The sequence below is a fragment of the Thermodesulfobacteriota bacterium genome, assembly GCA_040756475.1.
GTDB lineage: Bacteria > Desulfobacterota > Deferrisomatia > Deferrisomatales > JACRMM01 > JBFLZB01.
Genome location: JBFLZB010000116.1, coordinates 1 through 14,535, shown reverse-complemented (window position 1 = coordinate 14,535; position 14,535 = coordinate 1). Strand labels below are relative to the sequence as shown.

The following is a 14,535-nucleotide window of genomic DNA, read 5'->3' as shown; positions in this document are numbered from 1 at the left end:
TATCTCGATGAAGGCCGTCCTGATGGCGGGTGGCTTCGGCACCCGGATCCAGCCCCTGACCCACTCGGTCCCCAAGCCCATGGTGCCGCTGCTCAACCGCCCCATGATGGAGCACATCGTGGCGCGGCTGCGCGACGCGGGGATCACCGAGATCGTCGTGCTCCTCTATTACATGCCCGACGTGATTCGAGAGTACTTCGGGGACGGCTCGCGCTTCGGGGTACGGCTCGACTACCTCCTGCCCGACGACGACTACGGCACCGCCGGCGCCGTCAAGTGCGCCGAGGACCGGATCGACTCCACCTTCCTCATCATGTCGGGAGATCTGGTCACCGACTTCGACCTGACCAAGATCCTGGAGTTCCACCGCGCCAAGCGCACCCCGGCCACCATCACCCTGACCAGCGTCCCCAATCCCTTGCAGTTCGGGGTGGTCATCACCGACGCGTCGGGGCGCATCCTGCGGTTCCTGGAGAAGCCGGGCTGGGGCGAGGTGTTCAGCGACACGGTCAACACGGGCATCTACGTGTTGGAGCCCGAGATCTTCCGCCACATCCCCGCGGGCCGCTCCTTCGACTTCTCCAAGGACCTCTTCCCCATCTTCCTGCGGGAGAACATCCCCATCTTCGGGTACAACGCACCCGGCTACTGGCGCGACGTGGGCGACACCGACTCTTACCGGGAGGCGGTGCGGGAGATCCTCGAGGGCAAGGCGGGGGTGTCGTTCCCCGGCACGGCGCAAACCATCCAGGGGGGAACGATCTGGGCCGAGGAAGGGGTCGTGCTCCCCGCGGACCTCACCGCCCGAGGCACCGTGGTGGTGGGCAAGGGGGTGGCCCTGGGAAGCGGGGTGAACCTGCAAAACGCCGTGCTCGGAGAGCAGTGCCGGGTGGGCGACGGCGCCGTGCTGGAGAACGCCAACCTGTGGAAGCGCGCCACCGTGGGAGCCCGGGCGGTGCTTCGTAACGTGGTGCTCTGCGACGACGTGGCCGTGGGGGAGGACGTGCGCATCGAGAAGGGTGCGGTGGTCGCAGAGGGCACCGAGGTGGGCGCGGGAGCCTGCTTCGAGAAGGACATCCTGGTGTGGCCGAACAAGAAGGTCGAGGCCGGCAGCGTCCTCTCCGCAAACCTGGTGTGGGGGGACAAGTGGAAGAAGTCGGTCTTCGAAGGGGGCGCGGTGCAGGGCCGCACCAACGTGGAGCTCTCCCCCGAGTTCGCCGCCAAGATGGGTGCGGCCCTGGGCTCGCTGCTGCCCCGGGGGAGCCACATCCTGGTGGGCCGCGACTACCTGCGGGCGAGCCGGATGCTCAAGCGGGCCTTTCTCGGGGGCATCCTCTCCACGGGGGTCAACGTCCACGACATCAAGATGGTGCCGGTGCCGGTGCAGCGGTACAAGCTCTCGAGCTTCGGCGAGGTGGCCGGGGTGTACTTCCAGCAGAGCACGGCAGGCAGCCGAAACACCGAGATCGTCTTCTACGACGAGAACGGCAACGTGGTCGACACGGGCCTGGAGAAGTCCATCGAGCGGCTCTTCTTCAAGGAGAACTTCCGGCGCGTGGACCACTCGGAGGTGGGGGGCATTCGCGAGATGCCCGCCGTGCCCGAGTTCTACCGCGAAGGGTACCTGCGTGCGCTCGACGGCGATGCGGTGCGCTCCCGAAAGTTCCGGGTGGTGCTCGACCTGGGCAACGGCACCACCGGGGAGTACCTCCCGCTGCTGCTCAACACCCTCGGATGCCAGACCGTGGTCCTCAACGCCTACCCGGACGAGCGCCGGCTCATGCGGCGCATGTTCGAGGCCCAGGAGGCGGTGCGCCAGGTGGGGGAGATCGTGCGGGCCCTCAAGGCGGACGTGGGGTTCTACGTCACCCCGGGGGGCCAGAACCTGGAGTTGATCGACGATCGGGGCCAGGTGCGCCCGCCCCACGAGACCCTCTTGTTCCTCCTCAAGCTGCTGGCCACCACGAGCCCCACGGGGGTGCGGGCGTTCCTGCCGGTGACCGCCCCGCGGGTGCTCGAGGGGGCCGAGCCGGGGCTGCGCATCACCCGGGGCAAGACCACGAGCCTCAAGACGTCCCAGATGCACGAGTTCGGGTTCATCTCCGAGGCCGAGGGGAAGTTCGCCTTCCCGGGTTTCCTCCACGCCCCCGACGCCATGTTCACCGCCGCCAAGGTGCTGGAGCTCCTGAGCAAGTCCGGGCTGCGGGTGAGCGAGGTGCTGGATTCCCTGCCCCCGGTGGCGCACGTGCAGCGGGAGCTTCCCTGCCCGGTGGAGAGCAAGGGGCTCGCCATGCGCCGCATGAGCGAGGACAGCGTGGACAAGGAGGCGAGCTTCGTCGACGGGGTGCAGGTGCAGCTCGGAACGTCGAGCGTGCTGCTCCTGCCCGATCCCTACCGGCCGGTGCTCCACCTGGTGGTGGAGGGAGAGGACATGGCCGAGGTGGAGCGCCTGGCCCAGGTCTACCAGGACAAGGTCCAGGCCTGGATCGGGGTCTGACGGCGCGTGGGGGCCCGGGTCGCGTTTCTCTGGCACATGCACCAGCCCTACTACCGCAACCCGGTGGGGGGCGAGTACCGGATGCCGTGGACCTTCCTCCACGCCGCCAAGGACTACTACGACATGCTCGCCCTGGCCGTGGAGGCCGGCGCCCGGGTGACCTTCAACCTGGTGCCGAGCCTCCTGGACCAGCTGGAGGACTACGCCGATCCCGGCATCCGCGACACCTTCCTGGAGCCCCTTCGCGCCCCGCCCGGCGCTCTGACCCCGGAGGCCCGGGCGGATCTCGTCCCGCGGCTCTTCTTCGCCCACCTGGAGAACCAGATCCGTCCCCTGCCCCGGTTCCTCGAGCTCCACGAGGTGCGCGGGGGGAGCCGGGAGCTCTCCGACCGGGAGCTGCTCGATCTGGAGGTCCTCTTCCTCCTGGCCTGGACCGGGGAGGTGGTGCGGGCGGAGGAGCCGGAGGTCCGCCGCTTGCTGGACAAGGGCAGGGCCTTCAGCCAGGAGGACAAGGGAGCGCTCCTCGGGGTGCTCCACCGCCTGGCGGGCCGCACGGTGACCGCGTATCGGGAGGCCCAGGACCGGGGCCTGGTCGAGGTTTCCACAACCCCCTACTATCACCCGATCCTCCCGCTCCTCCTCGACGGCGAGAGCGCCCGGGTCGCCCTGCCCCACGCGACGCTCCCGGTCATCCAGCGGGGCTTCGGGGACGACGCCGCCCGCCAGGTGCGGGACGCGCGCGCGCGGTACCGGGAGCTCTTCGGCCGCGCGCCGGCGGGGTTCTGGCCCTCCGAGGGCTCGGTGAGCGCCGAGACCCTGGCGCTCCTGGCCGACGAGGGCGTGGGCTGGGCCGCGAGCGACGAGGACGTGCTCGCCGCCAGTCTCGGGGTGGCCCTGTCCGGCGATGGGAGGGCGGCTCTGTACCGCCCCCACGGGTTCCGGTCCCCGGCGGGAAACGAGATCTCGGTCTTCTTCCGGGACAAGGCGCTCGCGGACCTCATCGGGTTTACCTACGCCGCGTGGGACCCGGACGTCGCCGTGGCGGACTTCCTGGGACGCCTCGCGGGGCTTGCCCGGGGCCCCGCGAGGGGCGGCACCATCTCGGTCATCCTCGACGGGGAGAACGCCTGGGAGTTCTACTCCCGCAACGGGGCCCCCTTCCTGCGCGGTCTCTATCGTGCCGTCATGGCCCACCCGGAGCTCTCGTTTGCTACCTTCTCGGAGTGCCGGGACGGCGGCCGGCCCCTGCCCCGGGTTCACGCCGGCTCGTGGATCTACGGCTCCTTCTCCACGTGGGTCGGGCACCCCGAGAAGAACCGTGCCTGGGAGCTCCTGGAGCGGACCCGGTGCCGGCTCGCGGACGAGGAGCACCGGCTGGCCGCGGAAGCCCGGGAGCTCGCGTGGCGCGAGATCCGCATCGCCGAGGGAAGCGACTGGTTCTGGTGGCTCGGGGACGACCACTATACCCCGCTCGCGGGGGAGTTCGACGGGCTCTTCCGCCTGCACCTCATCAACGTCTGCCGCCTGGCGGGGCTGGAGCCTCCCCCGGAGCTCCACGCGCCCATCAAGGGCGGCGTGCACCACGGGCTGCTCGAACCGCCGGTGGGGCCGCTCAAGCCGCGCCTGGACGGGCGGGTCAGCTCCTACTTCGAGTGGCTGCCGGCGGGGGTCTTCGACCTGGGGTACGATGCCGGGGCCATGCACCGGGCCGATCGCCGGCTCCGGCGCCTGCGGTTCGGGTCCGGCGGCGGCTTCCTGCACCTGTGCGCCCAGGGGGAGGGGAGCCTCGAGGACCTGCGGGGGCAGGGGCTGCACCTGGAAGTGGAGGTGCTGGGCCGGCGGCGGCTCTGCCTGCGGTTCCCCGTGGACGGCGGCGAGCCCTCGGCGGTGGAGGGCGACCCCTCGGGGGCCTCCCTGGCCTGGGGGGAGGTGGCGGAGGTCTCCCTGCCCCTGGAGTCCGCGGGCTTCGAGCCCCCGGGCCTCCTCTACGTGGGCCTTCGCCTGGGAAGAGACGGCGAGGTCCTGGAGAAGGCCCCCCTGTACCACCTGGCCCAGCTCCCCATCCCGGGCGACCACGACCTAGAGAGCTGGTCTGCGTAGGGGAGGCGGGGGAGTCTGTCCGTTGTCCGTTGCTCGTTGCCCGTTGCCCGTTGGAGATGGGGCGTTGCCGTTCCGGAATGGTCGTTATCCTCGCCCGTCACCCGTCACCCGTCACCCGTCACCCGTCACTCGTCACCCGTCACCCGTGACCCAAGGATCGATCCATGAGCGAGCTGCGGTTCGACCCCCTCAAGCGGCGCTGGGTCATCGTGGCGCAGGAGCGGGCGCTCAAGCCGGCGGACCTGGTGGTGCCCAAGCCCGATGTCCCGTCGCGCAACTGCCCCCTGTGCCCCGGCAACGAGCAGTACGCGGGCCACGAGATCTTTCGGGTTCCCGGGCCCGGGCCGACCGGGTGGAGGGTGCGGGTGGTGCCCAACAAGTGTCCGGTGCTCCGGGTGGAGGGGCAGCTGGAGCGCACGGGCCGTGGGCTCTACGACGTGGTGTCGGGCATCGGGGCCCACGAGGTGGTGGTGGAGACGGCGGACCACCATCGGTCCATGGCGGACCTGGGAGTGGAGGAGCTGCGCGACGTGCTCGTCGCGTACCGCGCCCGGCTGGCCGACCTGCGCCGGGACCAGCGGCTGCGCTACCTCATGCTCTTCAAGAACCACGGAGTGGAGGCGGGGGCGAGACTCGACCACGCCCACTCCCAGATCATCGCGATTCCCGAGATCCCGGTGCAGATCGCGGTAGAGCTGCGAAGCGCCTGGGAGCACTTCCGGCGCAAGGAGCGCTGTCTCCTGTGCGACGTCTTGCGCCAAGAGCGGGAGGCGCAGGACCGCCTGGTGCTGGAGACCGCCCGCTTCACGGCCTTTGCGCCCTTCGCCTCGGCCTTTCCCTTCCAGGTAGCCGTCGCTCCCCGCGCCCACGCCCACGACTTCACCGACGTCGGGGACGAAGACCTCTTGCAGCTCGCCAGCGCGCTGCGCGACGTGCTGGGGCGTCTCAAGACGGTGCTCGAAGATCCCCCATACAACCTGGCGCTGCACACCGCGCCCCCGGCGCACCCGCGCCCCGGGCGCACCGGGCTGTGGGACAGCCTGAGACAAGATTGGCACTGGTACCTGGAGATCGCGCCCCGGCTGACCCGCATCGCGGGCTTCGAGTGGAGCACCGGGTTCCACATCAACCCCGTCACCCCCGAGGAAGCCGCCCGTTACCTGCGCGAGCGCGCCGGCTAGGCTAGGGAGGCTCGGCCCCAGACCGCCGAGGTGAGCGGACCGGGGGTCTCCACTCCAGGGCCGCCGCCCGGACCTGGTGGGCGGCGGTCTTCGGCGCAGTGCCGTGGCGGGGGCTGAGGCTCCGCGCCGTCGTTCGTCTTTCTCGGGCGTCCGCTCAACGCTCACCGCGCGGCGCGCAGCGCGTCCGCCACCTGCGGGTGCCCCTTCGACAGGGCCCACTGACAGGCTGTGCGCCCCTCGCCGTCGGTGGCCCCCGGGTCCGCCCCGGCCCGCAGGAGTACCCCGACGGCGTCCGCGTGCCCGCCGGAAGCGGCCAGCATCAAGGGCGTTCGCCCCTGCCGGTCCTCCTGGTTCACCTGGGCGCCGTGGGCGATCAGCCGAGTCAGGATGTCCGCATCCCCCCGGACGGCGGCCCACACCACCGCGGTGCGCCCCTCCCGGAGGTCGGGGACCTGGGGGTTCGCGCCCCGGGACAGGAGCAGTTCCACGGCCTGCCGATGGCCGTTCCAGACCGCGGCGGTGAGGGCCGTGAACCCCCGGCGGTCCGCGGCGTTCACCTCCACGCCGCCATCCAGCAGCAGCCCCAGGACCCCGAGGTGGTTGCCGCCGGCGGCGAGCATGAGCGGCGTGACCCCGCTCTTGTCCGGTTCCCCGCCGTCCGCGCCCCGGGCCAGCAGGTCGGCCAGCACGTCTCGGTGCCCAGCGCCTGCCGCGTAGGCCGCCGGCGTGCGGCCGACGCGGCTCCGGGCTTGTACCGCCGCGCCTGCCTCCAAGAGCACCCGCGCCGCTTCGGTGTGCCCTCCCCCCGTAGCGCCCATGAGGGCGGTCACGCCCCCGGCGTCGGCGGCGTTCACCTCGGCGCCGGCCCCCAGGAGCAGGCGCAAGATCTCGGCCTCTCCCTGCTGTGCGGCGAGCATCAGGGCGGTGGTGCCGGAGCTGCGCAGGGCGACCCCGGCTCGCGCCCCGTGGCGGAGCAGGGCTTCCACCGCGTCCCGGTGCCGCAGCCCCAGGGCGAAGAGGAGCGGCGTCACGCCCTCCAAATCCGCGGCGCCAGGGTCGGCGCCGGCCTCCAGGAGCTGGCGCAGGGCGCCCGGCTGGCCCCGAACGGCGGCCCAGAGCAGCGCCGTCCTGCCCCGGCCGTCCGCCGTTTCGAGCTGGGCGCCGGCGGCCAGGAGAGACGCCACCACGGGCCCATGCCCGCCGCCGGCCGCGAGCATGAGCGGGGTCAACCCTTCCCGGTCCCGGGGGTCGGGGTCCACCCCCCGCTCCAGCAGCCTCTGGGTAATCTCTATAGCCCCCCGGGCGCTCGCCGCGTGCAGAGCGGTGCGCTGCTCGGCGTCCCGGAGGTGGGGGTTCGCGCCGCTCGCCAGCAGGGCCGCCACGGCGCCCGCGTGCCCGGCGCCGGCGGCCTCCAGGAGGGCGGTCCGGCCACCCTTGGCCCGGGCGTCGGGGTCGGCCCCACGGGTCACCAGAGAAGCCACCGTCCCGGCATCTCCTTCGCGGGCAGCACGCAGAAGGGCCGCAGCCCCTTCCGGCTCGGCACCGGCCCCGGCGGGAGAGGCGGCGAGGAGAAACAGTGCGGTCCCCGCGGCGCGGAGACCCGGGTAGTGAAGGGCCATGCATCGCCTCCATGAGCGAAGAGGCCGGGGAGCCGGCACGCACCGGCCCCCCGGGCATTCCCGTCTAGCGCACGCGGGTGCTCGCGGTGCGCGTGTTGTTGCTCGCGTCCGTGTCCTCCGGCGCAGAGGCGGCGGCGGCCCAGTTCACCGTGGCCCTGGCGGCCGGGGCCTGCCAGATCCACTGGAAGGTCTGGGCCTGGCCGGCCGCCAGGTCGGCGAAGGTGCCGCCGTAGCTGGCGCCCAGACTGTTGGTCAGGGCCACGGTGCCCGAGGCCGCGGCGGGCCCGTTGTTGATCACTGTGGCCGAGACGGTGTAGGTCCCGTTCTTCACCGCGGTGGACGGGACCGCGAGGTCGGTCAGCGCCACGTCGTAGTCGGTGGCGACCTGGGCGCCCTCGTACTCGAGGATCAGGCGCGCGGAGTAGACGGCCGTGGGCTTCTGGTCGCCCTTGACGTACACGGCCAGGTCGAAGTCCTGGGTGAGGGGCAGGCCGTTGATGGAGACGCCGGTCGCCGGCTCCACGTCCCCGTCGATCACCGCTCCCGGGTTCTGGCTCGCGTCCATCCACCCGGCGCTCGTAGCCAGGGGCGAGGTGCCTGCCCAGTCGAGGAGGTTGATGACGGTGGTGGTCGTCTCGCCCACGGTGTACTTGAGGTTCTCCCGCTCCACCGGCACCGGGGTGCACGGAACGGCCGGGATCTCGAGGCCGGGGATGTCCTGGCCGAACTTGTTGGACTTGAGGCGCCAGCGGGGACCCGAGAGCAGGGTGCCGAGCGCCGGGTTCGGGACCGGGGACCCGACCACCGCGCCCGTGCCCGTCAGGTAGGCCCACTCGAAGGGGTCGCGGTCGGTGCTGGTGTACCAGGCGTTGGTGAGGCCGTACACCAGGTCCGCGGAGATGGCCTGGGGGTTGGCCGCGGGATTCGCCGGGTCGACGGCGAAGGCCGCGTTCTTGAAGAGCGTCCCCGCCGGGATGAAGTCCCCGTCGCCCTCGTAGCAGTCCTTGGTGGACTCCCAGATCCCGGGCTGGGTCTCCCGGTACTCGGGCAGGCGGCCCTTGGCCGCCTCGTTCTCCATGTCCTCGGGCCGGAGCTGGTCGTTGGGGTTGTTGGTCACCCAGTGGGTCACGTGGAGCTCGGCCTTGTAGACCGGGAAGGCCTGGCCCGGGTTGTCCTTCCACTCCTGGGGCAGGGGCAGCCGCGCGTAAAGGCGCAGGTCCGTGGGCCGGTTGTGCAGGCTGCCCCAGCGGTAGAGCACCTTGCCGTCGTCCTTGACCGTGAGGGAGTAGTCGTCCCCCAGGGCGATGTCGTGGGTGATGATCGACTCGCTCGGGTACATCTGCCACGGCAGGGCCGTCTCGCCGGCCTGGACGTCCGCGGTGTCCGGGATGCCGTCGCCGTCGGTGTCGCCCAGGACCGTGCCGGGCACCCCGTCGGTGAGGATGTTCAGGCTGTTGTCGAGGCCCGCGTTGGCGCAGTCGAAGTAGAGGGTCGGGTCCAGGGGGTTGGCCTGCACCGCCTGCACGCCGGTCACCGGGTCGGCGAAGAAGTACGGCACTGTCTCGTAGCAGCTGAGCACGTGCTCCATGACGGTGAAGTGCTCGGTGTCGCACTTCACCGCGGCGCCCGAGCCCAGGCCCGGGCAGCGCGTGCCCATGCGGCCCGGGGTCTTGAAGTCGGGGGTCTCCGGGCTCGAGGCCTTGACCCCGATCACCGCGCCGGTGGCCGGGTCCACCAGGTTTGCCACCCACCCTTCGGCGTAGTCGTAGTCGCGGACCTTGGGGAACCCGCCCAGGAAGTCCACGGTGTAGAAGGCGAACTCGCTGTCCACCGGGTAGAGCGTCGTGCCGTCCTTGTCCACGAAGGGCTGGGCGGCGTTTGCCGGGCACGGAACCCCGCCGGGGAGGCCGCAGATGATGGTGGTGTCCTGGACCGCGCCGCCGGTCCCGTAGGTGCTGCCGTCGAACCCGCCCTGCACGTCGGCCACGGTGAAGACGTGGTCCACCGAGTGGGTGACCACGGCCGCCCTGGCCAACCCCGCACACCAGGTCGCGCCCAGCGCGACAACTCCGAGGGCCCAGGCCCTCGCCTGCTTGGTCTTCATCTTCCTTCCTCCTTTGCTCCTGACGAAAAGAGACACCCAGCGCCGTCCCGGAGGGCCCGACTGCCCCGGCGCTCGGGGCACCCGGTTTCAGTCGCCGCCTCGTCTCCCCACCACCTCCTTTCCCTCTCCGGGCCGAAACGTTCGGGGGTGCGGCCACGCCGACCCGGCCGCACCCCCCGCACCCTCACCGGCAGGCCCGGTCCCGGGCACAGCCGGGATCGGCACAGTCCAGGAGCCCGTCACAGCATCCGTCACCTTGCCCGTGATCGCGGTCCCGGTCACCGGCGGCGGCTTCCCCGCCTGTGCGACGCCCGCGGCGAGAAGCGACGCAGCCAGCGCCGCGACCCGCAGCACCCCAAGTCCACCCATCGTCCTCCTCCTCTCCGTGCCTCCAGGGCATCCGCCCACCCAGACGAAAGCTGTGTCGCGCCGGCACCGCCGGAGGGCTCACGGGCGGAAGACGGCGCCGGGACACCCGCGGGGATCGCGGGGTCCCAGGGGCGAGAAGAGCAAGCCGAGTGCCAACGGGCCGCGGTGGCGAGAAGGGCCGGGAATCGGCCCCGGCAGGAGCGGCACGGCTGGCGGGAGTCCATACGGATGGCCAGAACCTGGCGTCCTGTCGTCAGTCTCTGGGCACCCTCTGGGGCAGATGCCGTGGGGGCTCGGCGTCAGGCTGGAACTGGCCGCGAGCGTGTTGTCGGGGAGGGACGGCGGGTGTTGGAGGCCTCTCCGGCTAGCATCACACCGACGAAAGGGAAACCGAGATTGGCTCAAAAACGAATATTGGCGGTTAATCTGGCCAGTGGCCTTAAGGGAAGATAGCGCTCTTTGGTGGGAACTGGTATGATCCGGCAAGTGCGCCAAGGCACATGACAGCCAACGGTTCCCCGATCGAGGGTTGAGGAAGAGGCCATGGGGACGAGCGAGCGGCGCGGCCCGCGGAAGAAGCCTCGTCGGCTGCCGTGCAGCGACCTCTCCTGTCGCATTCTGTTGTGCATGGCAGCGGTCGGCGTGCTGCCGGTCGTGGTCATGGCCTTGGAGGGTCACTACTTCGGCCGGCGAGCCCTCTACGACTCGGAGAGGGGACATCTCGGCTTCGCCTTGCAGTCCCGCGCCATCTGGCTCAAGGAGTGGCTCCACTTCACTCGCAACGAGTTCTTCCATACCGCTCAGGAGCACTCCCCGGTCCCGTCCCACGCCCTTCCCGGCGACCCCGTCTCGGCCGAATCCGTCGAGAGCGCGCTGCGCTTCTTGGCCAGGGGGCACGCCCGGTATGCCATGCTCTCGGCCTACGATGCTCGTTGGAACCTGCTCGCCGAACTGACCGACTCCCCGGCCTCCGGGTCCGCGCCCCGCCTCCCCGCCGATCTGCGGCACGCCTTGGAGACCTCGGACCAGTTCGCGGTCTCCTCCGAGTTCTTCTTCGACGGCGACCACGTGGTCGTTCCCCTCGGCCAGCCGGTGCTCGGGCCCGACGGCACGCGCGCCGGCTATATCGTCGCAGGCCTCGACCTCACCCACTCTCTGCGGCGCATCCTGGGGAACTCGAGCGATTTCGGAGAGACCGGGCGCCTGACCCTGCTCAACGGCAAGGGTCTGTGCCTCGTCCCGCCCAGCAACCGGCCAGAACTCGCGGGTAGACCCAGCGGCGTGCCCGGCGAGGTCCTCCGGCCCCCCTTCGGGGAGATCCGCCACTACCGCGACAGCCGGGGCGTCCAAGTCATGGGCGTGGCCGCGCCCCTGGAGGAGATGGGGTGGGTGCTGGTGGCCCAGGTGGACGAGGCCGAGGCGATGCACTGGCTGAACCTGGGGGCCGTCGTGGGCATGGGCACCGGAGGGCTCACGGTGGTGGCGGTCTCGCTCCTGGCCTTTCGCACCTCCCGCAGGCTCACCCGCGGCCTTCGAGAGCTCGCCGGGGTCGCCCAGAAGATCTCCGCCGGCCACCTGACCGAGCGGGCCCCGGACTTCCGCGACACCGAGGCCCACGAGCTGAGCGAGGCCTTCAACCACATGCTGGACCGCATCGAGGTGGGGCGGAGGGCCTTGGGCCGGTCCGCCTCGCTGGCCGCGGTGGGCGAGCTGAGCGCCAGCATCGTCCACGAGATGCGTAACCCCCTGGCGGCCGTAAAGCTCAACCTCCAGGGGCTGCAGCAGATGCTCCCGGAGGACCCGGCCGCCGGCGAGGCCGCCGGGATCGCCCTGGAGCAGGCCCGAAGGCTGGAGGACATGCTCTCCGATCTCCTCCACTTCGGCCGCCCCCTCGAGCTCCGGCGGCGCCCGGTGTATCTGCAGGCGATGGCCAAGGAGATCCTCCCACTGGTGCAGCAGGAGGCGCAGGAAAAGGGCGTCTCCTTCCGGGTCCAGGACGGACTCGGGCAGGAGGAGCTCTGGGTGGACCCCGAGCTCCTGGCGCGCGCCTTGACGAACCTGCTCACCAACGCCGTGCAGTGGTCGCCCCCCGGCGCCACCGTGCACCTTGCTGGAGCGCGCGTCTCCGGGGCATCGGAGTGGTTCTCCCTGTCGGTGGAAGACGAGGGCCCGGGCGTGCCGCCTGAGCGCCGGGAGCGTCTGTTCCGGCCCTTCTTCACCACTCGCCCGGGGGGCACGGGGCTGGGTCTGGCCAACGTGCGCAAGATCGTGGAGCACCACGGCGGCACGGTCTTCCTCGACGCGGCCGCCAACGGGGGGGCGAGGTTCACCCTGCATCTGCCGTTTCGGGGAGAGGCACCATGAGAGTGCTGATCATCGAAGACGACCCGGCCCTGTGCCGCTCCCTGGAGATCCAGTTGCGCCGGGTGGGCCACGAAGCCCGGTGCAGCGGGGGAGCACGAGGGGGCCTCGCCGCGGCGCGGGAGTGGCTGCCCGACGCAGTGCTCCTGGACCTGAACCTGCCCGACGGCCACGGCTTGGAGCTGCTTCCCTCCCTGGTGGCGGGGGGCCTGCCCGTGGTCATCGTGACCGGGGACCCGGCCAATCGCGCTGCGGTCGAGGCCATGCGGGGGGGAGCCTTCGATTACTTGCGCAAGCCCTTCGATCTGGAGGACCTGTTCCGGGTCGTCGACCGCATCGCCGGCGAACCGCGACCTGCCCCGCGGCCGGACCCCGGGTGGGCCGAGGAACCCGAAGAGGCGTGGGAGATGTTGGGCCAGGACCCCAAGATCCTCGAGCTCCACAAGCGACTCGGGCTGCTGGCCCGCAGCCGGGTTCCGGTCCTCATCCAGGGGGAGAGCGGCACGGGAAAGGAGCTCGCCGCCCGGATCCTGCACCGCGCCGCGACGCCGGACGGCCCCTTCGTGGCGGTGAACTGCTCGGCCGTAGTACCGTCCCTCGTGGAGAGCGAGTTCTTCGGGCACGAGAAGGGGGCGTTTACCGGCGCCGACCAGCGCAAGCTCGGCAAGGTGGAGCACGCGGCCGGAGGCACGCTCTTCTTCGACGAGATCGGGGAGATGCCCCTGCACCTCCAAGCGAAGTTCCTGCGCGTGCTCCAAGAGCTCGAGTTCGTGCGCGTGGGGGGACTGCGATCCATCCCTGTCCAGGCGCGGTTCCTGGCCGCGACCAATCGCGACCTGACCACGGCGGTTCGGGCGGGCACCTTCCGGGAGGACCTCTACCACCGGCTCGGCGTGGTCGCCGTGACCATACCGCCCCTGCGGGAGCGCCGGGGGGACATCCCGGTCCTGTCCCAGGGGCTCCTGGGCCGCATCGCCAGCAAACTGGGCCGGACTGCGACCCGCCTGTCGGAGGACGCGCTGCGGCTCCTCTCCTCCCAGCAGTGGCCCGGCAACGTGCGGGAGTTGGAGAACGTGATCACCCGGGCTCTCGCACTCTCCCCGAGCGCCACCCTCTCCGCCGATGAGCTCCGGTTCCACCTGGCCACCACCGGCGGGGAGCCCCCCCCCTCTCGGACCCCGACGACCCTGGCAGACGCGGAGCGCGACCACATTGCCCGCACCTTGGCCGCCCAGGGCTGGAACATCAGCCGCACGGCCCGGACCCTGGAGATATCCCCGACGACGCTGCGAAAAAAGATCCAGGACTACTCCTTGCGGCTCGCCCCCGATCCGGCGCCGATCTCCTCCTACGGCCCATAGGGCGCAGCCGGATCCCACTGCTGCGTCGGGTGCAAGAAGGAGACTGGAGGAAGTAAGGGAGGAAGTGAAGAGGAAGAAGGGAAGGGGTAACCGACGCGTGCTGGAGCGCCGTCGGATCTGTCCGGACCCGCAGGGAAAACGTCCGGTGCCAACAGATCCTGTCCGGACATTCGCCGGCGTTGGGGGCTGGGCGAGGGGTTTGCGGTTGGAGCTGCGCAGGAAGCAACGCGGGGCGCCCGAAAGGGCGCCCCGCTGCCTGGATGCGTTTGGAGGCGCCACCCGGATTCGAACCGGGGATAGAGGTTTTGCAGACCTCTGCCTTACCACTTGGCGATGGCGCCTCGGAGGCTGCGTACCCTACCCGGGTGGCTTCTCTCTTGTCAAGCGCTGCGTCGGTTCGCACCGGAGCGCAGGCCATGGGGAGGGGAGCCGGAACGGAACTCAATTTCCCATTGGTGGGAAGACCGTTTCCCAATTTGGATAGTCGAGGGGGACGGGAAGGTCCTCCCTTGCTCCACCGGCGCCAAGACTCGCGGCTCTGTCCCATGGCATGCTCTGTGCACTTCCTGCCCAAACCACCTGGCGCCATCCGAAGACCTACCCGGGGGCGTGCGTGACGCGAGACTTTCCCTGGCGTAACGCCCGGATCCGGGGCGAGGAGCACGGGGGCGCAGACAATGAACCCGCAGGTCGCGCAGGCCGTGCCGGAGAAGGCTGCCAACCGGCTCCTCCTGCTTCCCTACGCACTGCCCTACCTGACCTACGTTGCCATTGCCTCCCTGTTGGGAGGGCGGGTGAGCGCCGAGGTGAGCTACCTCCTGCGCCTGGTGTGCGTGCCCATCGCGCTGGCCTGGGGTTGGAAGTGGTACTCGGGGGTGAGGGGCCCGCGCAGCCCCTGGGGGTCTGCGGGGGTGGGCGCGGCGTGGGGGGTCGCGGGGGCGGT

Annotated in this window: 9 protein-coding genes and 1 tRNA gene; 6 read left to right on the top strand and 4 right to left on the bottom strand. The window is 71.0% G+C overall.

Annotated elements, in window-relative coordinates:
• The 3 genes from AB1578_15635 to galT form a co-directional block, all read left to right on the top strand.
• Positions 1–2,497 (top strand): sugar phosphate nucleotidyltransferase (locus AB1578_15635; GenBank protein ID MEW6489335.1); only part of this gene is annotated, 2,497 nt, incomplete at its 5' end.
• Between the two features lie 6 nt (positions 2,498–2,503).
• A complete protein-coding gene (locus AB1578_15630; GenBank protein MEW6489334.1) occupies positions 2,504–4,597 on the top strand; it encodes a glycoside hydrolase family 57 protein in 2,094 nt (697 codons plus the stop codon).
• Between the two features lie 164 nt (positions 4,598–4,761).
• Positions 4,762–5,778, top strand: a complete 1,017-nt coding sequence (gene galT, locus AB1578_15625; protein MEW6489333.1) for a galactose-1-phosphate uridylyltransferase — start codon at positions 4,762–4,764, stop codon at positions 5,776–5,778.
• Positions 5,779–5,939: 161 nt separating this feature from the next.
• Here galT and AB1578_15620 read toward each other — a convergent pair whose 3' ends face one another.
• From AB1578_15620 to AB1578_15610, 3 genes are all read right to left on the bottom strand, one after another.
• Positions 5,940–7,397 (bottom strand): ankyrin repeat domain-containing protein, encoded by a 1,458-nt coding sequence (locus tag AB1578_15620; protein ID MEW6489332.1) that lies wholly within the window; start codon positions 7,395–7,397, stop codon positions 5,940–5,942.
• A 64-nt stretch (positions 7,398–7,461) separates the two neighbouring features.
• On the bottom strand, positions 7,462–9,501 hold the full coding sequence (locus AB1578_15615; protein MEW6489331.1) for a hypothetical protein: 2,040 nt from the start codon (positions 9,499–9,501) through the stop codon (positions 7,462–7,464).
• Between the two features lie 87 nt (positions 9,502–9,588).
• Positions 9,589–9,870: a hypothetical protein gene (locus AB1578_15610; protein MEW6489330.1), complete on the bottom strand. Its 282-nt coding sequence runs from the start codon at positions 9,868–9,870 to the stop codon at positions 9,589–9,591.
• A 543-nt stretch (positions 9,871–10,413) separates the two neighbouring features.
• On the opposite strand from AB1578_15610, the gene AB1578_15605 reads away from it, so the two are divergent.
• Together AB1578_15605 and AB1578_15600 are read left to right on the top strand one after the other, a co-directional pair.
• A complete protein-coding gene (locus tag AB1578_15605; protein MEW6489329.1) occupies positions 10,414–12,234 on the top strand; it encodes a sensor histidine kinase in 1,821 nt (606 codons plus the stop codon).
• Positions 12,231–13,592, top strand: coding sequence for a sigma-54 dependent transcriptional regulator (locus AB1578_15600; GenBank protein ID MEW6489328.1), 1,362 nt, complete (start codon positions 12,231–12,233; stop codon positions 13,590–13,592). The genes AB1578_15605 and AB1578_15600 overlap by 4 nt, the downstream gene beginning before the upstream one ends.
• 267 nt (positions 13,593–13,859) lie before the next feature.
• On the opposite strand, the gene AB1578_15595 is transcribed toward AB1578_15600, so the two are convergent.
• Positions 13,860–13,933, bottom strand: a tRNA-Cys gene (locus AB1578_15595).
• Positions 13,934–14,269: 336 nt separating this feature from the next.
• Here AB1578_15595 and AB1578_15590 point away from each other — a divergent pair.
• Positions 14,270–14,535: hypothetical protein (locus tag AB1578_15590; GenBank protein MEW6489327.1), on the top strand; the 266-nt coding region annotated here is incomplete at its 3' end.

Coding starts and splice junctions, on each gene's coding strand:
- galT (MEW6489333.1), top strand. CDS start 4,762: ATGAGCGAGCTGCGGTTCGACCCCCTCAAGCGGCGCTGGGTCATCGTG.
- AB1578_15620 (MEW6489332.1), bottom strand. CDS start 7,397: ATGGCCCTTCACTACCCGGGTCTCCGCGCCGCGGGGACCGCACTGTTT.
- AB1578_15615 (MEW6489331.1), bottom strand. CDS start 9,501: ATGAAGACCAAGCAGGCGAGGGCCTGGGCCCTCGGAGTTGTCGCGCTG.
- AB1578_15610 (MEW6489330.1), bottom strand. CDS start 9,870: ATGGGTGGACTTGGGGTGCTGCGGGTCGCGGCGCTGGCTGCGTCGCTT.
- AB1578_15605 (MEW6489329.1), top strand. CDS start 10,414: ATGGGGACGAGCGAGCGGCGCGGCCCGCGGAAGAAGCCTCGTCGGCTG.
- AB1578_15600 (MEW6489328.1), top strand. CDS start 12,231: ATGAGAGTGCTGATCATCGAAGACGACCCGGCCCTGTGCCGCTCCCTG.